This is a genomic window from Ruegeria sp. HKCCD6157, from assembly GCF_013110685.1.
Classification (GTDB): domain Bacteria; phylum Pseudomonadota; class Alphaproteobacteria; order Rhodobacterales; family Rhodobacteraceae; genus Ruegeria.
In genome coordinates this window covers 117,206-138,049 of record NZ_WVRB01000004.1, presented here as the reverse complement: position 1 = coordinate 138,049, position 20,844 = coordinate 117,206, and the positions used below count along the sequence as shown (strand labels likewise).

The window sequence follows — 20,844 nt, the reverse complement described above, 5'->3', positions numbered from 1 at the left end:
ACCGCCTAGGTTGTTGCTTTCTTGGTGGTTGCTTTCTTTTTAGACGTGGCCTTTTTCTTGGTGCCTTTTTTGGCTGCGCGCTCGTTGACAAGCTCGATGGCCATTTCCTGCGTCACGTCCTCGGGTTTAATGTCCTTGGGGATCGTTGCGTTGACCTTTTCCCATTTCACATAAGGCCCATAGCGCCCGTCCAAAACCTGCATCGCGCCGCCATCGGGATGCTCGCCCAATTCTTTCAGAGGTTTTGCCGCGGCCCGCCGCCCACGACCAGGGTTTGCCCGTTTTTCGGCCAGCAATTCAACGGCGCGGTTCATGCCGATCTCGAACACGTCATTGGGGTCTTTCAGATTGGCATAGACCGGCTTCGGCTCCTCCGGCAGCTGATGCATCAGGTAAGGCCCGAACCGCCCGAAATTCGCGCTGATCATGCCGCCTTCGGGGTGTTCGCCGATCTGACGAGGCAGGGACAGTAGCGTCAGCGCCTTTTCCAGATCCATGTCATCCTTGCTCCACCCGCGCGGAAGGGATGCGCGCGGGGGCTTTTTGTTTTCGGGCGTGGGTTCGCCCCGCTGAACGTAAGGACCGAACCGGCCGGATTTCAGCCAGATCTCATCCCCGGCATCTTCGCCCAGCAGCCTTTCGTCACCTTCCGCGCCTTCACCGGCAATCGGGCGTGTATAGGTACATTCCGGATAGTTCCCGCATCCAACGAAGCCACCCGTACGAGAGGTCTTCAGGTGCAACTGACCGGTGCCGCATTTCGGGCAGATACGTGGATCGGACCCATCCTCGCGCGGCGGGTAGAGCTGCGGAGCCAGAGCTTCGTCGAGCTTGTCCAACACTTCCGAAATCCGCAGTTCGGAGGTCTCGCCAATCGCGGCTGAAAAATCACGCCAAAACTTGCCCAGCAGGTCCTTGTAGTCGCGCTCCCCGGCGCTGACGTCATCCAGTTCTTTTTCCAGATTGGCAGTGAATTCATACCCCACATACTGCCGGAAGAAATTCAGCAAGAAGATCGTGACGATCCGGCCTTTTTCCTCGGGGATCAACCTGTTCTTGTCCTTGCGGACATATTCCCGGTCCTGGATCGTCGTTACGATCGAAGCATAGGTTGATGGGCGCCCGATCCCCAGCTCTTCCATCCTTTTGACCAGTGTCGCTTCGGTATAGCGCGGGGGCGGTTGGGTGTGGTGTTGAAGGGCCAGAACGGATTCGTTCTCGGACAGGATTGCTTCTTTCGCGATCTTGTCGCCGCTTTCGCTGGTCGCCTTGGCAAACTGATCCTTCAGAGAGGTTTTGGCAAAACGGGCCGGATCGCCCTGCGCGATCTGTGGCAGACGCTTTTCATCCTCGTCCGCGACGTCATCCCGGCCTTCTTCGTATACCCGCATGAACCCATCGAACATGACCACCTGGCCCGTGGCGCGAAGGCCGACCTGACCGTCGTCGCTGCCGATCTCGACGGTGGTGCGCTCCAGACGCGCGGCAGCCATCTGACAGGCGATGGTGCGTTTCCAGATCAGATCATAAAGCTTGCGCTGATCCTCGTCTGTCACTTTCAGCGCCTTGGCATCGCGCGACATATCCGTCGGGCGGATACACTCGTGCGCTTCCTGAGCGTTCTTGGCCTTGTTCTTATACATGCGCGGGCTGTCCGGTACATATTCAGCGCCGTATCGATCCGCGATTGTTTCGCGGGTCGCGGCCACGGCCTCGGGCGCCATGTCGATGCCATCGGTCCGCATATAGGTAATGTACCCGGCCTCATAAAGCCGCTGCGCCACCTGCATTGCGTGGCGCGCGCCCATGCCGAACTTGCGGCTGGCTTCCTGTTGCAAGGTCGATGTCATGAACGGCGCGCTGGGGTTGCGGGCGGCGGGTTTGGCCTCGACCGAAGTCACGCTCAGCGCGCGGCTGGTGATGGCCTGAACCGCAAGCTCGGCCTGCGTCGCATTGGCCAGATCGTGCTTGTCCAGCTTCTTGCCGGCCAGCGTGACCAGACGCGCCTCATAGGTCTGCCCGCGCGGTGTCTCGAACAGCGCCCGAACCGACCAGTATTCCACCGGCTTGAATGCCTCGATTTCCATCTCGCGTTCGACGATCAGGCGCAGACAGACGGATTGCACGCGACCCGCCGACTTCGCACCTGGCAGTTTGCGCCACAAAACCGGAGACAGGTTGAACCCAACCAGATAATCCAGCGCGCGGCGGGCCAGATAGGCCTCGACCAACGGCATATCGACCTGACGCGGGTTCTGCATCGCCTCGGTCACGGCGTCCTTGGTGATGGCGTTGAAGGTGACGCGGCTGACGGGCGTATCCTTCTTGATCGAACGGCGTTTGGTCAACGCCTCCTGCAGGTGCCAGCTGATCGCCTCGCCCTCGCGGTCGGGGTCGGTGGCAAGGATCAGCGCATTGTCTTCTTTCAACGCGTCGGCAATGGCCTTGACATGCTTGCGGCTGTCGTTGCCGACCTCCCATTTCATCGAGAAGTCATGTTCAGGATCGACCGATCCATCCTTTGGCGGCAGGTCCCGCACATGGCCGTAAGAGGCCAGAACCGTGTAGTCGGGGCCCAGGTATTTATTGATTGTTTTTGCTTTGGCCGGAGATTCTACAACAACTACGGGCATTTAAGGGGAAACCTCGCTCGACGAATTTGGCGCCTTCTATGGTGGTGCAAAATGTGTGGGGCAAGCAGGAATTGTCAATGCGTTCCTTTCGCCGGTGGAAAAGCGCCGTGATTTCAGTGCGCTACCACCGATCTTCAGAAACCGGGCACGCCGGTACGAGGGTACGATCAACTTGCCAGCGACAGCAGACCTCCGGGCTGACGCTGGATTCGCCCATCAAGTTCAAGGTCGATCAGCGCCGGTCCAAGCTCACCGGCCGACGCCGCGATATCCCGCAGCAATTGATCTTCGGCGATGGGTGAGGGGCCAAGCCGCGCGATGATTTGCTCGTGCAGGTTTCTTGCAGGACGCGCGATTGGTTCCGAGGGCGGTTCGATTGGCCGGGAAAACAGGTCGTCCTGCCTCGGCAAGGCTTCAATAACGTCTTCGGCGGATCGGACAAGTGTGGCGCCATCACAAATCAATAGATTGCAGCCGGCGGCCCGCGCATCGAACGGATGGCCGGGAACGGCCAGAACCTCGCGCCCCTGATCCAGTGCGTCCCGTGCAGTGATCAGACTGCCGGACTTGGCGGCAGCCTCGACGACGACAACCGCCTGCGCAAGCCCCGAAATGATCCGATTTCGGCGTGGAAAGTGCCGGGCCTGGGGTGTCACGCCCATCGGTTGTTCCGAAATCCGCAAGCCGCGGGACGCGATGTCATGGGCCAGTTCCGTGTTTTCGGCCGGATAGATCACATCAACGCCACCGGCCATGACTGCCACCGTGCCGGTTTCCAGCGCGGCCATATGCGCGGCTGTATCGATGCCACGCGCCAAGCCCGAGACGATAACGTGCCCTTTGCTGCCCAGTTCGGTGGCCAGGCCACGTGCCATCCGCGCGCCGAGCGAGGAACAGTTTCGCGCGCCGACCATCGCAATTGCTGGTTTTTGCAGCAGCGAAACGTCTCCGATCGCCCAAAGCAGCGGCGGGGCTTCGTTCAGTTCAGCCAGGGCCGCAGGGAATTCAGCGGACCCAAGGCACAAAAGCCGCGCTTTAGCGGCTTTTGCGGCCCTGAGTTCCGCCTCGATCACGCCGGGGGGGCAGGTTTCATACCCTTTTATACCGGCGGCGCGTGCCATTTCAGGCAGCGCGGCCAGCGCGTTCTGCGCTGAGCCATGTTCGCGAAGCAGCCGACGAAATGTCACCGGACCGACCTTGCGAGAACGCAACAGACGAAGCCACGAGAACCGGTCCTCTTCCGTGGTGGGTGGGAGTGGGGGGTGATTGGAAGAAAGCTGCTCTTCGGTCATCCGTTGCTCCGCCTTGTTGCAGAACTGGTTTACGGGACAGGCAGTTAACAGCTTGTGAATCGTTGAAAATTAGAAGTGATTTTTTGCAATTCTGTCGGGGGAAAGCACATAACACATTGATAATAAGTAAAATAAATAATGCTCAATCAGAAAGGGCGCTTTGGTCACCTAAGGCGATCTTCGGAAAAAAAGAGGCGCTGGGTTAACCCTGCGCCTCTTGGACTGCGCCGCGTCCGACTCAGGCGGCCGAACCGCCGACAGTCAGCCCGTCCATAAGGACGGTCGGCTGGCCAACACCTACCGGCACCCATTGTCCGTCCTTGCCACAGGTTCCCATGCCCGGGTCCAGCGCCATATCGTTGCCCAGCCCTCGGATACGTTTCAAGGCCGATGGCCCGTCACCAATCAACGTGGCGCCCTTGACCGGCGCGCCGATTTTGCCGTTTTCGACACGATACGCCTCGGTGCACGAGAAAACGAACTTGCCATTGGTGATGTCCACCTGACCGCCGCCGAATCCAACCGCCCAGATACCGTCCTTGATATCGGCTACCAGGGCCCGCGGGTCGGCTTCGCCACCCAGCATGATCGTGTTGGTCATGCGCGGCATGGGTTTGTGCGCATAGCTCTGCCGCCGCCCGTTGCCCGTAGGAGCAACCCCCATCAGCCGCGCATTCTGGCGGTCCTGCATGTAGCCGGTCAGCACGCCATCTTCGATCAGCACCGTGCGCGCGCTGGGCGTGCCCTCATCATCCACGGTGATCGAACCGCGACGATCAGCAATCGTGCCGTCATCCACCACGGTCACACCTTTTGAAGCAATCTGCTGCCCCATCAACCCGGCAAAGGCCGAGCTGCCCTTGCGGTTGAAGTCGCCTTCCAGGCCGTGGCCGATGGCCTCGTGCAGCAGGATGCCGGGCCAGCCGGGGCCAAGCGCAACTTCCATGACACCGGCCGGCGCAGGAACTGCGTCCAGGTTGACCAGTGCGATACGCAGGGCTTCGCGGGCCTTGGCCTGCCAGTCGGCGGGGTCGATCAACCCGCTCAGGCCAACCCGACCACCACCACCGGCGGATCCGCTTTCACGGCGTCCGTTCTGTTCGACAATGACCGACACGTTCACGCGGGTCATGGGGCGCACATCGCGGACCATCACTCCGTCAGGGCGCAGAATCTCGACCTCTTGCACCGCTGCCGCGATCGTGGCGCTGACCTGAACCACACGCGGATCCAGATCGCGGGCGAAAGCGTCGATCTCACGCAATGTCTCGATCTTGACCGGGAACGCGGCAGAATCAATCGGGTCTTCGTCCGTATAGAGGCGCGTATTGGTCGAGCGCGGAGCATCCGCCAAGACCCCGCCGCCATCCCCGACAGCCAGTCTTGCCGTTTCCGCCGCCCGTTTCAGGGCAGGAATCGAGACGTCCGTGGAATGCGCATATCCAGCCACTTCACCTTGTACGGCACGCAGCCCGAACCCTTCCGACGCATCGTAAGACGCGGTGCGCAGACGGCCGTCATCGAACACGAGAGACTCGGATTTTCGCCGCTCGACAAACAGCTCTCCGTCCTCGGCCCCGTCCGTGGCCGAGCGCAAAACGGCAAGCGCTTCATCGTGCGGTAGAGCGCTTTCAAACAGGCGAAACGGGGCGTCGGACATGGGTTGGGACCTTTCGGGTTTGATCCAGATCAAAAATAGCGTCTGTTTGACGCAAGCATTTTGCTTTATCTACCCGACGGAATATGGTTTTTAACGCGGCCAAAGACAACGGGAGAGGTGCGACCGATTCACACCTTTTCGCCAGGGACGCAAAGATCAAACGATCAGGACAGAACATGAAGAATGCTTTGATGCTTTCAGGGTTTATGACAGCCCTCTCCAGCCTTCCAGCCATGGCTCAGGAGCTTGAGATTATTGGCAAACCGGTTGACGGCGGTATGGGCTTTCAGCCGGCAGCCACCAGCCTTGCCACAGGAATTCAGCGTCTGGACGGCATGATTCTGGTGATCATCACCGTCATCTGCCTGCTGGTTGCCGGTCTGCTGGTATATTGCATCGTGCGTTACAACGAACGCGTTAACCCGAAACCGGCACGTTTTTCGCACTACACCCCGGTTGAGATTGCATGGACCCTTGGCCCCATCCTGATTCTGGTCTTCATCGGTGCGTTTTCGCTGCCGGTCCTGTTCAAACAGCAGGAGATCCCGGAAGGCGACATCACCATCAAAGTCGTGGGCAACCAGTGGTACTGGACCTATGAATATGTTGATCACGATTTTGCCTTCGACAGCTACCTGCTGGGCCATCCGGCCACTCTGGACGAGGGCGCGCGCCCGGCTGACGCCGACGTGACCCCGTTTGTGCTTGACGATGCCATGCGCGCGAAGCTGGCAGATGCGGGTTACAGCGATGACGAATGGCTGCTGGCCACGGACACTGCTGTTGTTGTTCCGGTTGGCAAGGTTATCGTGATGCAGGTTACCGCATCTGACGTGATTCACTCCTGGACCATCCCATCCTTCGGCGTAAAGCAGGATGGCGTGCCCGGGCGTCTGGCGGAACTGTGGTTCGAGGCCGAGAAGGAAGGCATCTACTTCGGTCAGTGTTCGGAACTCTGCGGCAAAGATCACGCCTATATGCCAATCACCGTGAAAGTCGTCAGCCAGGAAGCGTATGACCAGTGGCTGCAAGGCGCGATCGAAGAATATGCGGGTCTGCCGCAAAACTATCAGGTTGCTTCGAACTGAGCACGCTTAGGGCGGGTTGAAGCCCGCCTGACACGAAATGCAGGCTGTGCGGGCTGACCGCGCAGCTTTCGCCCCAAAAGGACCCGAGATGACCGACGCAAGCATCAATGCCAGCACAGCGACCGCCCACGCGGACGAGGCCAGCTTTGGCGATTACTTCGCCCTGCTGAAGCCGCGGGTGATGTCTCTGGTCGTGTTCACGGCGCTGGTCGGTCTGCTGGCGGCCCCGGTTCCGGTCCACCCCTTTGTCGGGTTCTGCGCCATTCTGTTCATCGCCATCGGCGGCGGCGCATCGGGTGCGCTGAACATGTGGTGGGATGCGGATATCGACAAGGTGATGAAACGCACCAAAGGTCGCCCGATCCCCTCCGGCAAGGTGGAAGAGGGTGAGGCGATGGCCATCGGCCTGACCCTGTCGGGCCTGTCGGTGATCATGCTGGGCCTTGCGACCAACTGGTTCGCGGGTGCGTTTCTGGGCTTCACAATCTTTTTCTATGTCGTTGTCTACACGATGTGGCTGAAGCGCTCGACGCCACAGAACATCGTCATCGGTGGTGCGGCAGGCGCTTTCCCTCCGGTGATCGGCTGGGTGGCTGCTACCGGGTCCATAGCGGTTGAACCGTGGCTGATGTTCGCCCTGACCTTCATGTGGACACCGCCGCATTTCTGGGCTCTGGCCCTGTTCATGCGCTCGGACTATGACGATGCGGGCGTGCCCATGCTGACTGTGACTCACGGCCGCCGTGCAACGCGTGTACACATTCTCGTCTATACGGCCCTGCTGGCGATACTGGCGGTGGGAACCGCATTCTCTGGCATCGGTGGTCCCATCTATCTGACCGTGGCTTTGGTGTTGAACGCGTTGTTCCTGCGCGGCGCCTGGCAAATTTCGCGTCGGACCGAGGATGACTCGGAGGCCGATAATTTCAAGGTCGAACGCAGCTTTTTCAAACTTTCGCTGCTCTACCTCTTCCTGCATTTCGGCGCTATTCTGGCCGAAGCCTTGCTGAAACCCTATGGTTTGGGAGGATGGTCATGAGCCTGCGCAAAAGCCATGAACTGCATCAGCGACGGTTCAGCCGCAATCTGGGCGTTGGACTGACACTGGTTGCCTTTATCGTGATCATTTTTGGCCTGACGATCGTCAAGGTCTCGGGCACTGATTTCAATATGGCCACACAGGAGATCCAGAACTGATGGCTTTGTCTGGTCCACAGAAAACGGTCGCTCAAACCGTGGGTGTGGTTGTCCTGATGGGCAGCCTGGCCTGGGCGGCGGTACCATTCTACGACTGGTTCTGCCGCGTGACCGGATTTGGCGGTACAACCGGTGTGGCCGAAGCCGCCCCCGAAGACATTCTGGACCGTACGGTCACCGTACGGTTTGATGCGTCCAAGGCCAAAAACATGGCCTGGGAATTCAAACCGGTCGTTCGCGAGATGGAAATGCGCATCGGCGAGACCGGGCTGGCTTTCTATGAAGCCTACAACCCAACAGACCGCCCAATAGCGGGGCAGGCCTCATACAATGTGGCACCCTATTCCGCAGGTGGGTACTTTCAAAAGATTGCCTGTTTCTGCTTTGAAGAACAGGTGCTGCAACCCGGCGAACGCGTAGAAATGCCGGTAACCTTCTTCGTCGACCCGGAAATTGTCGACGACCCCGAAGCTCAGTATGTTCATACGATCACGCTGTCGTATACATTCTACGAAATCGACCTGCCCGAGGGCTATGCCGCCCTTGAAGCGCAGGCAGAAACAAACACGAACTAACGCCTGTAGGTGAGGGACGCTGATGGCACACGCTAAAAACCATGATTATCACATTCTGGCCCCGTCGATCTGGCCTCTGATCGGAGCTGTCGGCGGCTTTGTGATGTTGTTCGGAGCCGTCCTGTGGATGCACGGCGTGACGCCGTGGATGTTCTGGGCCGGTCTGGTCGCAGTTCTCTACACCATGTTCGCATGGTGGTCCGAAGTTGTTGTTGAAAGCCGCCAGGGGGATCACACCCCTGTCGTTCGCATCGGTCTGCGTTACGGTTTCATCCTGTTCGTCATGTCCGAGGTGATGTTCTTCTTTGCCTGGTTCTGGTCGTTCTTCAAACATCGCATGTACCCGATGTACGACTATGCCGGCACCGAATACATCCAGCCGGACATCCACGCGGTTGACCCGTTCCACCTGCCGCTGATCAACACTCTGGTTCTGCTGCTGTCAGGCTGTGCTATTACCTGGGCGCACCACGCGCTGGTGCATGACAACGACCGCAAAGCGCTGATCAACGGCCTGGCCATCGGTATCGTTCTGGGCATTGCCTTTACCGGTTTGCAGGCGTTCGAGTATTACGAGCTGCTGGCCCATGAAGGCTGGAAATTTGGCGATGATCAGTTCTATTCGAACTTCTTCATGGCGACCGGTTTCCATGGATTCCACGTCATCATCGGCACCATCTTCCTGTCGGTCTGCCTGATCCGGGCCCTCAAAGGCGACTTCACACCGGAAAAGCATGTCGGGTTCGAAGCGGCGGCCTGGTACTGGCACTTCGTTGACGTTGTCTGGCTGTTCCTGTTTTTCGCGGTCTACATCTGGGGACAGGCCCCGCTGATGTAAGCCCGATCAGCTGATCAAATTGCAAAAGCCGCCCTAGAGGGGCGGCTTTTTCTCTGTTCCGGGCGCAAGATTGCGCCCCATACAATTGCGTGGTTGCAATTTGGCCCACACGCCCCTTAACAAGACGCCGGTTCCTGAAACGAGGTTCGACCCTGCCATGCGCCGCATTCTGTTCTTGCTGATCTTCGGCCTCGCCGGTTTGGGCGTTCTGCTGTCGCTGGGGATCTGGCAGACGCAGCGTCTGGCCTGGAAACAGGAGCTGTTGGCAGAGATCGAAAGCCGGATTTCAGCCGACCCCATCGCCTTGCCCAGGCAGGTTTCAGAGGACACCGACAAATACCTTCCGGTAACGGTTTCGGGTGAGATGGAACCAGGCGAAATCCATGTGCTTGTTTCGGTCAAACAAGTCGGGGCAGGGTATCGCATCATCCAATCGTTCAGCACCGAGGACCGCACAATTCTGGTCGATCGGGGGTTTGTGCCGACAACGGCGAAACAGGCGCCGCGTCTGACCGGTCCGATGGAGATCACCGGCAACCTGCACTGGCCGGATGAGGTCGACAGCTATACGCCCGAGCCCGATATTGACGACAACATCTGGTTTGCCCGGGACGTGCCCAATCTGGCCGCCGCTTTGGGGGCCGAGCCGGTGTTGCTGATCGCGCGGTCTCAGACCGACCCGAACGTGACGCCTTTGCCGGTGGATACGGCGGGGATTCCAAACGATCACCTGCAATATGCAATCACCTGGTTTGGCTTGGCTCTGGTCTGGGCTGTGATGACCGGTTATTTCCTGTGGCGCAATCGCGCCCCTTCTGAGAGTGAAGAGCAATGAAATACATCTCGACCCGTGGCCAAGCGCCAGAACTGACCTTTGAAGAGGCGATGCTGACCGGATTGGCCCGCGATGGGGGGCTTTACCTGCCCGCCGAGATCCCTGTGATGAGCCATGACGAGATCGCGGCGCTTGCTGGTCTGCCCTATGAAGACATCGCGTTCCGCGTGATGTGGCCCTATGTCAGCGGCTCCTTTGCTGAGGATGAGTTCAAGCAGATCATTGCCCGCGCTTATGAAGGGTTCGGTCATGACGCCCGCGCGCCATTGAAGCAGTTGAACGAGAACCATTTTCTGCTGGAACTGTTCCATGGGCCCACGCTGGCGTTCAAGGACTTTGCCATGCAGTTGATCGGCCAGCTGTTCCAGGTGGCACTGAAACGACGTGGAGATCGTGTGACCATCGTGGGCGCAACCAGTGGTGACACCGGATCGGCCGCCATCGAGGCATTTCGGGGTCTAGATGCCGTGGATGTGTTCATTTTGTATCCGCATGGCCGAGTATCGGAAGTGCAGCGTCGCCAGATGACGACGCCTGCGGACAGCAATGTTCATGCTCTGGCCGTGGATGGCGATTTCGATGATTGTCAGGCTGCGCTGAAAGATATGTTCAACGATTTCGACTTCCGCGACGGGGTCAAGCTGGCGGGTGTGAACTCGATCAACTTCGCGCGGGTGCTGGCGCAGATCGTCTATTACTTCTCGGCCGCCGTCAGCCTCGGCGCGCCGCACCGCAAGGTCAGCTTCACCGTGCCGACCGGCAATTTCGGCGACATCTTCGCAGGCTATCTGGCCAAGCGCATGGGCTTGCCCATCGATCGTCTGGTCGTTGCAACCAACCAGAACGACATCCTACACCGCTGCCTGTCGGGTGAGGGGTATTTCAAGGGTGACACCATCCCCTCGATCAGCCCGTCGATGGACATTCAGGTCAGCTCGAACTTTGAGCGTGCGTTGTATTACGCCTATGGCGAGGACGGCGGTGCCGTGGCGCAGTTGATGGATGAGCTCAAGTCCGGCGGTTTCAATGTCAGCCAGGGCGCGATGGAAGCGCTGCGCGAAACTTTCGACTCGGGCCGGGTGTCCGAGGAGGAAACGCTGGCGACGATCCGGCATACGCTTGCCCACAGCGCGGAACTGGTTTGCCCCCACACTGCGGTCGGGATCAAGGTCGGCGAAGATCACCGTGCCACCGATACCCCGATGATCACCTTGGCCACTGCGCATCCCGCCAAGTTCCCTGCCGCAGTCGAGAAGGCGAGCGGCGAACATCCGCCTCTTCCATCCCGCATGTCTGATCTGTATGAACGTCCGGAACGGGTGACCCGGATCGCCAACGATCTGGGCGCCATCGAGGATCATATCAAAGGGCACATCGCCGAGTGACTGTCAGACAAGACCAACTGAAGAACGGCTTTCGTATCGTCAGTGAACATATGCCGGGGCTGCAATCTGCGGCCATCGGCATCTGGGTAACCGCCGGTGGGCGGCATGAGCGGATCGAACAGAACGGCATCGCACATTTCCTTGAACATATGGCGTTCAAGGGAACCGAGCGACGTTCGGCGCTGCAAATCGCCGAGGCGATCGAGGATGTGGGCGGGTATATCAACGCCTATACCTCGCGCGAGGTAACGGCCTATTACGCGCGCGTTCTGAAGGACGACGTGGCGCTGGCGATGGACGTGATCGGCGATATCGTTCTGAACCCGGTTTTCGATCCGCGCGAAATCGAGGTCGAGCGCGGCGTGATCCTTCAGGAGATCGGCCAGGCCTATGACACGCCCGACGATGTGATCTTTGACTGGTTGCAGGAGCAGAGCTATCACGACCAGCCCTTGGGCCGCACCATTCTGGGACCATCCGAGCGGGTCAGTGCGTTTTCACGAGAAGACCTCTCTGGCTTCGTAGCAGAGCATTATGGCCCCGATCAGATGATCCTGTCCGCTGCCGGTGCCGTGGATCACGATCAGCTGATGAAAATGGCCGAAGAGATGTTCGGCCATCTGCAACCACGCACCGGGCTGATCGCCGAGCCTGCGCGTTTTACCGGTGGTGAAGCACGGCAGGAGAAAGAGCTGGAGCAGGCCCATTTCGCACTTGCGCTGGAAAGCCCGGGCTATCGCGACGATGCGATCTATACGGCGCAGATCTATTCCACCGCTTTGGGTGGCGGCATGTCTTCGCGGTTGTTCCAGGAGGTGCGTGAGTCTCGCGGGCTGTGCTATACGATCTTTGCCCAGACCGGTGCCTATGCCGATACCGGAACGACGACGATCTACGCCGGTACCTCGGCAGATCAGGTGGCAGAGCTTGCCACCATCACCATCGACGAAATGAAGCGCGCAGCAGAGGACATGACCACGGAAGAGGTTGCCCGTGCCCGTGCGCAGATGAAAGCCGGGATGTTGATGGGGCTGGAAAGCCCGTCAAACCGGGCCGAACGCTTGGCGCGGCTGGTTCAGATCTGGGGGCGGGTCCCGTCTCTGGAAGATACGGTGGCCCGGATTGATGCGGTCAGCACCGAAGATGTGCGCGTATTTGCCGAGCAGATGGCCGTAAACGCACCTGCCGCTTTGGCGCTGTACGGGCCGGTTTCGGGGGCGCCGACATTGGCCGAACTACAGGAGAGGCGGGCGGCGTGATGCTGTTGGGCAGACGCAAGCTGAAACTCGAGACTGCGCGGCTCAGCCTGCGCCCGCCAGTACATTCCGACTTCAACGATTGGGCCGCGTTGCGGCGGGCCTCGAAAGATTACCTGACGCCTTGGGAACCGATCTGGGCCAAGGACCACCTGAGCCGCAAATCCTTTACCAACCGTGTGTATTGGGCACAACGTTCTGTAGCGGCCGGGACGGCAATACCGCTTTTTCTGTTTCGCCGCGAGGATGACGTATTGGTTGGGGCCATCACGCTGGACAACATTCGGCGCGGTCCCGCGCAGGCGGGCACATTGGGGTACTGGACCGGTCAGGCTTTTGCCCGACAAGGGTATATGCGTGAAGCCATTGGCGCGATGGTTCACCATGCCTTTACCCGTTTGGACCTGAGCCGGATTGAAGCCGCCTGCCTGCCGGAAAACCGGGCGTCGCGCGGATTGCTGGAAAGTTCGGCCTTCAAATACGAGGGCGTGGCGCAGTCGTATTTGCAAATCAACGGGCGGTGGCGGACGCATGTTCTGTATGCTAGCCTGCGGTCTGACCGGCGCGGAAAAACCGACGCGGGATAGGGGGCGCTGCCCCCGTCGCGGCAAGCCGCGCCTCCCCCGGGATATTTGGGGCCTGATGAACAAGGGGCATGACTTGTCGTCGTTCTGCGCTACACTCGGGGTATGCGCTGGTTGATTGCGGCATTGATGGTGATTTCGGGCGGGGCCGCTGCGCAGGAGCGTCGGCCAAGTCACTGTGTCGCCATTGCCGATGCGGCGCCCGGACTCGAGTATCTGCACAGGGCGGCTTGGCAGGATCCGGTACCGGAATTCTCGGTGCGGATCAGCTATATCGCGCATGCCTCATTCATGATCCAGACCCGCGGCGGGCTGAATGCGGTGACGGATTTTACCGGTTTTATCGGCAGTGCAAATCTGATCCCCGACGTGGTGACGATGAACCACGCCCACGGCACGCACTGGACGGCGCATCCCGACCCGGCCATTCCGCATGTTCTTCCGGGGTGGGGAGAGTTCGGGAAAGGTATCGAACATCATCTGGATCTGGGTGAGATGCTGGTGCGCAATGTCTCGACCGATATACGATCTGTTTATGGTGGGGTCGAAGAACGCGGCAATTCGATTTTTGTGTTCGAGGTTGAGGGGTTGTGCATAGGTCATCTGGGGCATTTGCATCATGTCCCGTCGGATGAGCAGTTTGCCGCGCTCGGGCGGTTGGATGTTGTCATGGCCGCCGTTGATGGCGGGACCACCATGCCTCTGCCCGATATGATTGCGGTTCTGAAACGGCTGAAGAGTTCTGTCATCATTCCGATGCACTGGTTCTCGCAGTTCTCGCTGGATCGGTTCCTGGTGGATATCAGGGATACATTTCCGGTTGAGCGCGACGGGGTTTCGGAGATCACCCTGTCGTTGCGGAACCTTCCGGACCGCCCCACGGTTGTGGTGCTTGAGCCGCGCTATCTGATTGATCTTGAATAAGGCTTGCGGCAACCGCATCGCTTGGGCATTGGAGGCGTATGAGTTTGAACCCCGCTGATGACCGTTTTGCCGCGCTGCTCCGTTCGAAACTGGGCGACGGTGTGCTGCGCCCCGTAGAAGAACGGTATTTGGAAGAACCGCGCGGACGTTTTTCGGGACGGGTCGGCCTGCTAGCCTTGCCGCGCAACACCGATGAGGTGGCGGAGTTGGTAAAATTGGCTGTGCAGGCACAGGTTCCGATTGTTCCATATGGTGGCGGCACTGGCCTGGTCGGCGGGCAGGTGATGTCGGCGGGGCCTGCGCCGTTGGTGATTTCGTTGGAACGGATGACCGCCATCCGGTCTGTTTTTCCAACCGAGAACGTTCTGGTCGCCGAAGCCGGGGCCATTCTTCAAGATGTTCAGGCCGCAGCCGAGGCGGTAGACCGTTTATTTCCTCTGTCGTTGGCGGCGCAGGGATCCTGCCGGATCGGGGGCAACCTGTCGACCAACGCAGGGGGCGTCAACGTTTTGCGGTATGGCAACGCGCGCGACCTGTGCCTGGGGCTTGAGGCGGTGCTGCCCAGTGGTGAGATCTGGCACGGTCTCAGCCGGCTGCGAAAGGACAACACCGGCTATGACCTGCGCAACCTGCTGATCGGGGCCGAGGGGACGCTGGGGATCATCACTGCCGCATCGCTCAAGCTGTTCCCACGACCTGCCGGTGTCGGGACGGCGGTGTTTCAAGTGGCTTCTCCCGAAGCTGCGATCGACCTGCTGGCTTTGGCGCGCGACAAGGTGGGTGAGGGCGTCAGCACGTTTGAGCTGATCCACCGGCAGGGGCTTGATTTCCTGACCGAGGTTCTGCCGGATGTCCGTCAACCGTTCGCCTCGCCGCCGGAGTGGAGCGTTCTGATCGAGCTGGGTCTGGCTGACGGGCAATCACCATTTGCCGCGTTGGAGGAACTCTTTGTTCGCGCTGAAGAGCTTGGTCAGGTTCAGGACGGAGTAATCGCCCAAAGTGAAGCGCAGCGGGCCGATTTGTGGGCGGTGCGCGAACGCATTCCCGAAGCCAATCGTCTGATCGGGTCAGTGTCGAGCCATGATATCTCGATCCCGATTTCCAGAATCCCCGATTTCATTTGCGAAGGCAGAGAATTGATTGCGGGCCTGGGGCCCTTCCGGATCAATTGCTTTGGCCATCTTGGTGACGGCAATCTGCATTACAACGTTTTCCCGCCCAAAGGGCAGCACCGATCGGAATTTGATGATCTAAGAGGCGCGATCAAGCAGGCCGTCCATGATCTGGTTTACGCCTTCGACGGTTCGGTCAGTGCCGAACATGGGGTCGGGCGCCTCAAGACCAACGATTTGGAACGCTATGGCGATCCAGCCAAGCTGGGCGCGATGCGGGCTATCAAACTGGCATTGGACCCGCAGGGCATCATGAATCCCGGCGCGGTTCTGAAAGGGTGAACACGGCCCGAGCGTCGGACCGTGCCCGGTTGTTTCTTACGAGGCAGGCAGGATCACCTTGTCGATCACATGGATCACGCCGTTCTTGGTTTCGATGTCGGCCTGAACCACGTTGGCGTCATTCACCATCACACCCGAATCCAGATCGATCGTGATATCGCCGCCTTGTACGGTTACAGCCGTCATGTCATCGCTCAGATCACCTGACATCACTTTGCCCGGCACGACATGGTAAGTCAGAATGGCAACCAGCTGATCCTTGTTTTCGGGCTTCAGCAAGTTTTCGACGGTGCCTTCGGGCAAAGCCGCGAACGCGTCATCGGTGGGGGCAAATACGGTGAACGGGCCTTCGCCTTTGAGTGTGTCCACCAGTTCGGCGGCCTGAACTGCCGCGACGAGTGTTTCAAAGCTGCCAGCGGCGACGGCTGTGTCGACAATGTCCTTGCCGTGACCATCGGCGAATGCAGCAGTGCTGAACAGGATCGAGGCGACACCGGCGGCGGCGAATTTGCGGAACATGAGCTAAACTCCCTAGGTTGAAATGCTTCAAGCAGCATCACCCGGGGTACGGGGCAACCTGACCACAAGATCACTTGTATTGATCCGTTTTGCGCCTTGATCGGCGCAAAAACCGCGCTAAGCCCGCCCGGTTTTCAGTTTCCAGTCACGTTTTTGTGAAAAACTCCTGGTCAGAGTCCTTCGAATTCGCACAGGACATGCACGTCCATGCCCATCTCCTCCAACACTTTGCTGCCGCCAAGTTCGGGCAGGTCAATGATGAAGGCGCAAGAGACGATTTCGCCCCCAAGCCGTTCGATCAGCTTAATACCCGCCGCGGCAGTTCCGCCCGTGGCCAGCAGATCGTCAACCACCAGAATTTTTTCACCGGGTAGGATGGCATCGTCATGGATCTCGACGATCGCCTCTCCGTATTCCAACTTGTAGTCTTGGCTGATTGTCGTGCCGGGCAGTTTGCCCTTCTTGCGGATCGGGACAAAACCGACGCTCAACTGATGCGCAATCGCACCGCCCAGAATGAACCCGCGTGCTTCAAGCCCGACCACTTTGTCGATCCGCTCACCGGCATAGGGGTGCAGCATCTGGTCAATCGCCATCCGAAACCCGCGGGGGTCGGCAAACAGGGTTGTCACATCCCGAAACATGATCCCTTCATGGGGGAAATCGACGATGGTTCGGATGTAATCTTTGACAGATTTGTTTCTGGACATGGACCAACCTTTTAGCGTCAAACACAGGTATTGTGTTTGACCCAAGAGGGTTGGCCATGCAAGGAACAATTCCACGGCCGGATCAGCATCGGATTTAGGTTGCAGCGTTGAGCAGGCCAAAAACCGAGGCAACCATGCGCTGGCCAAGATAAGTCTCCGACCCATTTTCTAGCTTGCTGCCACCTGTTCCAAACAGCCCCCGCGCTCGGATTTCCGGGAGTGCAATGAGCAATCTGTTTGGTTTGCAATTCGACATGTCCGGGTCACAGGCGCGGTCGAATTCAATTGCGAGGAACCGGCTCAAGAACGGCCCGAAGGTGGCAAGGTTCATTGTCAATTTCCTGTCCTTGCCGTTAAGTGCCCGATAACGACAAAAACTATGCTATGAATTACACGGCATCGACAGATAGAGCATAACTTCGTTGGGAAAATACACGTGGCCAGGAATGAAGGCAAAGGATCGACCAAGAAAAACAGTCAGTTGGTCTTACGCCTCGACAGGGATGAACGTGACTCGTTTGTCGAGCTTTGCAAGGAACTGGACACTTCGGCTGCGCGCGAAATCCGCAGATTTATCCGTGGATTCATGAAAGAGCACGCCGAAGACTGATGCGGTGTCAGGCCGGTCGGCGTAGGACCGCCGTGGCCATACCCATTCCGATCAACGTCAACCCGCCAAATCGTGTCATCGCAGTGATCACGCTGGCGCGACCGATAAGCCGCCGCAACCTGTCCGCCAAAAGCGCGTAGGCCAACGCATTCAACCAGGCCAGCCCGACGAATGTGGCAATCAGGATGACGAACTGAGGTCCAAGTGGTTCAGCAGGGCGTATGAACTGCGGCACAAAGGCAACGAAGAAGGCGATGGATTTCGGGTTCAGGGCAGTAACGGCGGCTGCGTGGCTGAATACTCTGCTCGCGGTGACATCCCGCCCGGTGTCGACCGTGCTCAATCCACCGGCCGGTGCGCTGCGCAACAGTTTGACCCCAAGCCAGACCAGATAGGCTGCGCCGACCCATTTCAGCACGGAAAACAAGGTTGCCGATGCAAGAACAAGCGCGCCAAGCCCCAGCAAAGATGCGGTCATGGCCACAAGATCGCCCACCGCAACACCCGTGGCGGACGCGACGGCGACACTGCGCCCCTTAGACAGGGCATAGCTGAGAACGAGCAACACCGTCGGGCCCGGGATCAGCAGCAGGGCGGTGGATGCAGCAACAAAGGCCAGCCAGAGATCGAGTTGCATCGTCAAATTCCTGATCAGATCGCCCGAGATTGAGAGAATCAGCACCGGGGGTCAACCTGCTTGTGCCGCGTGAATGTCCCGTAAGCCAGTTCTCATCTCCCGTGAATCACAAATTTAGTCAATTGCTTGTTCGTGTTCTGGGGGGTTTGGGGACAAAATATTCAATTTGTGCTATAATAACCCCGTTTTTTTAAATTCATTTTAGAAGGAGGTTCGTCATGAAACTTGCCGTTTCTATTTTTATGTTGAGCGTGTTGCTGATGCCGACTGCCGCTTCTGCCTGCCCAGACGGTTACTTCAACTGCGGCGGGTCGTTATGCTGCCCCAAACCTCAGAACTAGTTCGGAGGGCTTGGGATGTCTGTTATCAGTTTACGCAATGCTGTCATTGTTGCTGGAGCGCTGGCAATTATGGGCGCTGGTAAAACGCTAGTATTGAATGCGAATGAACTGGATTTACAATACCAGAAGCTCATTGTTCCGAAGGGTTCACTACATGCGCCTGTGCTTGGTGCGGCTTATGCTTTGGATCATTCAACCGGAAGATTTAGACCCACAAAGATATGTAATTTGTTTGTTGGGGGGAACGAATCTGGCCCGGAAGATGTCTCCTTCACCAGCCTTAGCCTTGTGGCAATTGGCTGGAACGGTGCCATGGATGCCGTAACCGACTACGTCGGTGAGAAAATCGTAAATTCCATGAAATTCTCGGATGAGAGTGCCAAGTGGGAATTCCAAAAAAGGTTCTGGAGTGCCCGCGAGGGTATGTCATTCAGAAGCACGTGCAGGTCTCTTGTTGAGGAAACCGCTGCGAACCCCAACTACTCTGTTTTTCTTGTAGAAACCATCTTCTTCGATCCGGTTTCCGACGAAAAACAGGTAATGGTTCAAATGTCTCAGACTTCGGTGGTATTTGATGGCTGCGAAGATGCATGTCCAAAACCTGTCTCGCTTCAATCCGTGCTAAATGTTGGTTGGCTAGCTCGCTCAAAGGGCGACTGGGGCATCGTTCGCATCCATTGAGGTCATTGAGGCCCTAGCCGATTTTCTCGAGTCGGTCTTATAGAATACGCCCGGCCACCGCATCCAACTTGGCCAAAAGCGCTGGATCGCGGTTTTCCGGTGCGGTCAGGATCGCGTATTCCAGCGCCCGGTCGCAGCCATGCGGGCAGGGTGCTCGTTCGGCCCCCAGAAGGGATGGCAGGCCCTTGACAAGTGCGCGGCCTTTTTCGGCATTGCCGGTCAGGGTGGCGATGATCGTGGTCACGTCCACCTCGCCATGGTCCGGGTGCCAGCTGTCATAGTCGGTGACCATCGCGATCGACGCGTAACACAGCTCGGCCTCGCGGGCGAGTTTCGCCTCGGGCATGTTGGTCATGCCGATCACGTCACAGCCCCATTGCTCGCGATACATCCTGGATTCCGCAAGGCTGGAAAACTGAGGGCCCTCCATCGCCAGATAGGTGCCGCCCCGGTGGATGGTGATGCCGGCGGCCTTACCTGCCGTCTCGCATGCGTCCGACAGGCGTGGGCAGGTGGGATGAGCAACACTGACATGGGCAACGCAGCCGGTTCCGAAAAAGCTCTTGTCCCGTGCAAAAGTGCGATCGATGAACTGATCGACGATCACGAAGTCACCCGGTGCCATATGTTCGCGGAACGACCCGCATGCAGAAACTGAGATCACGTCCGTCACGCCCAACCGTTTCAGCGCATCGATATTGGCGCGATAAGGTACATCGGTGGGCGAATGCACATGACCGCGCCCATGACGTGGTAGAAAGGCCATATCGACACCGCCCAGCGACCCGGTCAGGATCTGGTCTGACGGCGTTCCCCAAGGGGTCTCAACCTCTACCCATTCCGGGTTTTCCAGCCCATCGATGTCATAGATGCCCGATCCGCCGATGACGGCTATCCTGGTTTGGGTCACTGTCCTGCTCCGCCTGAATAACTGATGTTGAATTTGTGCGGGTTCAGCCCGGATTTGACAAGAGGCCTATTCCCGTATCGTCAACAGGTTGCGCTGCTGCGATTGCACGGTGAAATCATCCCAGGCCGCGCCAAACATGCCCAGAGACCAGGTCAGATCCTGTGATTGTCCGTGCCGGTCTCGGAACACGAAGTGGAACGCATCGCCGGTTAGCATGGCATCCAAAAGCGCCTTGGCGCGTTGGTCTTCGAAGGTACAGCCAAGCCCGGTCAGGCATCCGGGGCGCCGCGTGCGCCATATGGCTTCTTCGCCGTTGTCGATGCGAAATCCGGATGGGTTGAAGAAAGTGCCCGGCTCGATCCCGAATTCAACTTTGAAACCTTCAGGTTCGGGCGTAATGAAAACGAACTGTGCCGCAAATTTTGGCCGAAAGGAAAACACCTCTGCCCGTCGGATGTAGCACCGCTGCCGCAGGGCACCGTCTTCTTCGCGCTCGTCACAAATCGAATTCCAGATGCCGAAAATCTCGTGATGCGTTACCCGCCAGTTGCCGGCCGTGTCATTGCCATCCAAATCCTGTGCAAGGACGGGAAGGGCCGGGAACAGTAAGAAGAGGATCCAACGCATGGCCTCACATGTTGTGGCTTCATCTTGGTTCTGCAAATCAACTTGCCGCGAGCGCCACGTATGCGTCACACGCATGGCTGCATCCCGT

The 20,844-nt window shown here is 58.6% G+C and carries 22 protein-coding genes; 13 read left to right on the top strand and 9 right to left on the bottom strand.

All coding sequences use genetic code 11. The features are described from left to right. Positions 1–5: 5 nt before the first annotated feature. From topA to tldD, 3 genes are all read right to left on the bottom strand, one after another. Positions 6–2,633, bottom strand: a complete 2,628-nt coding sequence (gene topA, locus GS612_RS14295) for a type I DNA topoisomerase (protein ID WP_171641235.1) — start codon at positions 2,631–2,633, stop codon at positions 6–8. Between the two features lie 167 nt (positions 2,634–2,800). Continuing rightward, positions 2,801–3,925: a DNA-processing protein DprA gene (dprA, locus tag GS612_RS14290; protein ID WP_171641233.1), complete on the bottom strand. Its 1,125-nt coding sequence runs from the start codon at positions 3,923–3,925 to the stop codon at positions 2,801–2,803. Positions 3,926–4,163: 238 nt separating this feature from the next. Then, positions 4,164–5,585: a metalloprotease TldD gene (gene tldD / locus GS612_RS14285; protein ID WP_171641231.1), complete on the bottom strand. Its 1,422-nt coding sequence runs from the start codon at positions 5,583–5,585 to the stop codon at positions 4,164–4,166. A 176-nt stretch (positions 5,586–5,761) separates the two neighbouring features. Here tldD and coxB point away from each other — a divergent pair, with 176 nt between their 5' ends. The 11 genes from coxB to GS612_RS14230 all read left to right on the top strand — a co-directional run bounded on the left by coxB (position 5,762) and on the right by GS612_RS14230 (position 15,721). After that, on the top strand, positions 5,762–6,673 hold the full coding sequence (coxB, locus tag GS612_RS14280; RefSeq protein ID WP_171641229.1) for a cytochrome c oxidase subunit II: 912 nt from the start codon (positions 5,762–5,764) through the stop codon (positions 6,671–6,673). A gap of 88 nt (positions 6,674–6,761) precedes the next feature. Continuing rightward, positions 6,762–7,712 (top strand): heme o synthase, encoded by a 951-nt coding sequence (gene cyoE / locus GS612_RS14275; protein WP_171641226.1) that lies wholly within the window; start codon positions 6,762–6,764, stop codon positions 7,710–7,712. Further along, positions 7,709–7,870, top strand: coding sequence for a hypothetical protein (locus tag GS612_RS14270; protein WP_171641224.1), 162 nt, complete (start codon positions 7,709–7,711; stop codon positions 7,868–7,870). The genes cyoE and GS612_RS14270 overlap by 4 nt, the downstream gene beginning before the upstream one ends. Continuing rightward, positions 7,870–8,445: a cytochrome c oxidase assembly protein gene (locus tag GS612_RS14265; protein WP_171641222.1), complete on the top strand. Its 576-nt coding sequence runs from the start codon at positions 7,870–7,872 to the stop codon at positions 8,443–8,445. Before GS612_RS14270 ends, GS612_RS14265 begins: the two co-directional genes overlap by 1 nt. 22 nt (positions 8,446–8,467) lie before the next feature. Next, complete coding sequence (locus GS612_RS14260) at positions 8,468–9,283, top strand: cytochrome c oxidase subunit 3 (protein ID WP_170345005.1); 816 nt, start codon at positions 8,468–8,470, stop codon at positions 9,281–9,283. A 157-nt stretch (positions 9,284–9,440) separates the two neighbouring features. Further along, the gene (locus GS612_RS14255; RefSeq protein ID WP_171232577.1) at positions 9,441–10,118 is read left to right on the top strand and encodes an SURF1 family protein; all 678 of its coding nucleotides are present in this window, start codon (positions 9,441–9,443) and stop codon (positions 10,116–10,118) included. Beyond that, positions 10,115–11,503 carry a threonine synthase gene (thrC, locus tag GS612_RS14250; RefSeq protein ID WP_171641220.1) on the top strand — a complete coding sequence of 463 codons (1,389 nt, stop codon included), beginning with the start codon at positions 10,115–10,117 and terminating at the stop codon, positions 11,501–11,503. The genes GS612_RS14255 and thrC overlap by 4 nt, the downstream gene beginning before the upstream one ends. Beyond that, positions 11,500–12,762 carry an insulinase family protein gene (locus GS612_RS14245; protein ID WP_171641218.1) on the top strand — a complete coding sequence of 421 codons (1,263 nt, stop codon included), beginning with the start codon at positions 11,500–11,502 and terminating at the stop codon, positions 12,760–12,762. The genes thrC and GS612_RS14245 overlap by 4 nt, the downstream gene beginning before the upstream one ends. Beyond that, positions 12,762–13,346, top strand: a complete 585-nt coding sequence (locus GS612_RS14240) for a GNAT family N-acetyltransferase (protein WP_117869702.1) — start codon at positions 12,762–12,764, stop codon at positions 13,344–13,346. Before GS612_RS14245 ends, GS612_RS14240 begins: the two co-directional genes overlap by 1 nt. 102 nt (positions 13,347–13,448) lie before the next feature. Further along, complete coding sequence (locus GS612_RS14235) at positions 13,449–14,267, top strand: MBL fold metallo-hydrolase (protein WP_171641216.1); 819 nt, start codon at positions 13,449–13,451, stop codon at positions 14,265–14,267. Between the two features lie 38 nt (positions 14,268–14,305). Next, positions 14,306–15,721 (top strand): FAD-binding oxidoreductase, encoded by a 1,416-nt coding sequence (locus GS612_RS14230; protein ID WP_171641214.1) that lies wholly within the window; start codon positions 14,306–14,308, stop codon positions 15,719–15,721. 36 nt (positions 15,722–15,757) lie between these two features. Here the strand turns inward: GS612_RS14230 and GS612_RS14225 are convergent, their stop codons facing one another. The 3 genes from GS612_RS14225 to GS612_RS14215 form a co-directional block, all read right to left on the bottom strand. Continuing rightward, complete coding sequence (locus GS612_RS14225) at positions 15,758–16,240, bottom strand: fasciclin domain-containing protein (protein ID WP_171641212.1); 483 nt, start codon at positions 16,238–16,240, stop codon at positions 15,758–15,760. Between the two features lie 170 nt (positions 16,241–16,410). Beyond that, positions 16,411–16,950: an adenine phosphoribosyltransferase gene (locus tag GS612_RS14220; RefSeq protein WP_171641210.1), complete on the bottom strand. Its 540-nt coding sequence runs from the start codon at positions 16,948–16,950 to the stop codon at positions 16,411–16,413. Between the two features lie 94 nt (positions 16,951–17,044). Beyond that, a complete protein-coding gene (locus tag GS612_RS14215; RefSeq protein ID WP_171641208.1) occupies positions 17,045–17,281 on the bottom strand; it encodes a hypothetical protein in 237 nt (78 codons plus the stop codon). Positions 17,282–17,386: 105 nt separating this feature from the next. Here GS612_RS14215 and GS612_RS14210 point away from each other — a divergent pair, with 105 nt between their 5' ends. After that, positions 17,387–17,560 carry a hypothetical protein gene (locus GS612_RS14210; protein ID WP_171117543.1) on the top strand — a complete coding sequence of 58 codons (174 nt, stop codon included), beginning with the start codon at positions 17,387–17,389 and terminating at the stop codon, positions 17,558–17,560. 7 nt (positions 17,561–17,567) lie between these two features. Here the strand turns inward: GS612_RS14210 and GS612_RS14205 are convergent, their stop codons facing one another. Further along, complete coding sequence (locus GS612_RS14205; protein WP_171641206.1) at positions 17,568–18,197, bottom strand: LysE family translocator; 630 nt, start codon at positions 18,195–18,197, stop codon at positions 17,568–17,570. 356 nt (positions 18,198–18,553) lie between these two features. Between GS612_RS14205 and GS612_RS14200 the strand changes: the two genes are divergently transcribed. After that, positions 18,554–19,219 carry a hypothetical protein gene (locus GS612_RS14200; RefSeq protein WP_171641204.1) on the top strand — a complete coding sequence of 222 codons (666 nt, stop codon included), beginning with the start codon at positions 18,554–18,556 and terminating at the stop codon, positions 19,217–19,219. A 37-nt stretch (positions 19,220–19,256) separates the two neighbouring features. Here GS612_RS14200 and GS612_RS14195 read toward each other — a convergent pair whose 3' ends face one another. Both GS612_RS14195 and GS612_RS14190 read right to left on the bottom strand, forming a co-directional pair. Then, positions 19,257–20,129: an S-methyl-5'-thioadenosine phosphorylase gene (locus tag GS612_RS14195; RefSeq protein ID WP_171232569.1), complete on the bottom strand. Its 873-nt coding sequence runs from the start codon at positions 20,127–20,129 to the stop codon at positions 19,257–19,259. A 66-nt stretch (positions 20,130–20,195) separates the two neighbouring features. Beyond that, positions 20,196–20,756, bottom strand: a complete 561-nt coding sequence (locus GS612_RS14190) for a hypothetical protein (protein WP_171641202.1) — start codon at positions 20,754–20,756, stop codon at positions 20,196–20,198. Between the last annotated feature and the right edge of the window lie 88 nt (positions 20,757–20,844).

Bases quoted from the DNA above. Each gene is read 5' to 3' on its own strand.
- topA (WP_171641235.1), bottom strand. From the start codon at position 2,633: ATGCCCGTAGTTGTTGTAGAATCTCCGGCCAAAGCAAAAACAATCAAT.
- GS612_RS14220 (WP_171641210.1), bottom strand. From the start codon at position 16,950: ATGTCCAGAAACAAATCTGTCAAAGATTACATCCGAACCATCGTCGAT.
- GS612_RS14260 (WP_170345005.1), top strand. From the start codon at position 8,468: ATGGCACACGCTAAAAACCATGATTATCACATTCTGGCCCCGTCGATC.
- GS612_RS14190 (WP_171641202.1), bottom strand. From the start codon at position 20,756: ATGCGTTGGATCCTCTTCTTACTGTTCCCGGCCCTTCCCGTCCTTGCA.
- GS612_RS14270 (WP_171641224.1), top strand. From the start codon at position 7,709: ATGAGCCTGCGCAAAAGCCATGAACTGCATCAGCGACGGTTCAGCCGC.
- thrC (WP_171641220.1), top strand. From the start codon at position 10,115: ATGAAATACATCTCGACCCGTGGCCAAGCGCCAGAACTGACCTTTGAA.
- GS612_RS14235 (WP_171641216.1), top strand. From the start codon at position 13,449: ATGCGCTGGTTGATTGCGGCATTGATGGTGATTTCGGGCGGGGCCGCT.
- GS612_RS14215 (WP_171641208.1), bottom strand. From the start codon at position 17,281: ATGAACCTTGCCACCTTCGGGCCGTTCTTGAGCCGGTTCCTCGCAATT.
- dprA (WP_171641233.1), bottom strand. From the start codon at position 3,925: ATGACCGAAGAGCAGCTTTCTTCCAATCACCCCCCACTCCCACCCACC.
- GS612_RS14225 (WP_171641212.1), bottom strand. From the start codon at position 16,240: ATGTTCCGCAAATTCGCCGCCGCCGGTGTCGCCTCGATCCTGTTCAGC.
- tldD (WP_171641231.1), bottom strand. From the start codon at position 5,585: ATGTCCGACGCCCCGTTTCGCCTGTTTGAAAGCGCTCTACCGCACGAT.
- GS612_RS14230 (WP_171641214.1), top strand. From the start codon at position 14,306: ATGAGTTTGAACCCCGCTGATGACCGTTTTGCCGCGCTGCTCCGTTCG.
- coxB (WP_171641229.1), top strand. From the start codon at position 5,762: ATGAAGAATGCTTTGATGCTTTCAGGGTTTATGACAGCCCTCTCCAGC.
- cyoE (WP_171641226.1), top strand. From the start codon at position 6,762: ATGACCGACGCAAGCATCAATGCCAGCACAGCGACCGCCCACGCGGAC.
- GS612_RS14240 (WP_117869702.1), top strand. From the start codon at position 12,762: ATGCTGTTGGGCAGACGCAAGCTGAAACTCGAGACTGCGCGGCTCAGC.
- GS612_RS14255 (WP_171232577.1), top strand. From the start codon at position 9,441: ATGCGCCGCATTCTGTTCTTGCTGATCTTCGGCCTCGCCGGTTTGGGC.
- GS612_RS14205 (WP_171641206.1), bottom strand. From the start codon at position 18,197: ATGCAACTCGATCTCTGGCTGGCCTTTGTTGCTGCATCCACCGCCCTG.
- GS612_RS14265 (WP_171641222.1), top strand. From the start codon at position 7,870: ATGGCTTTGTCTGGTCCACAGAAAACGGTCGCTCAAACCGTGGGTGTG.
- GS612_RS14200 (WP_171641204.1), top strand. From the start codon at position 18,554: ATGTCTGTTATCAGTTTACGCAATGCTGTCATTGTTGCTGGAGCGCTG.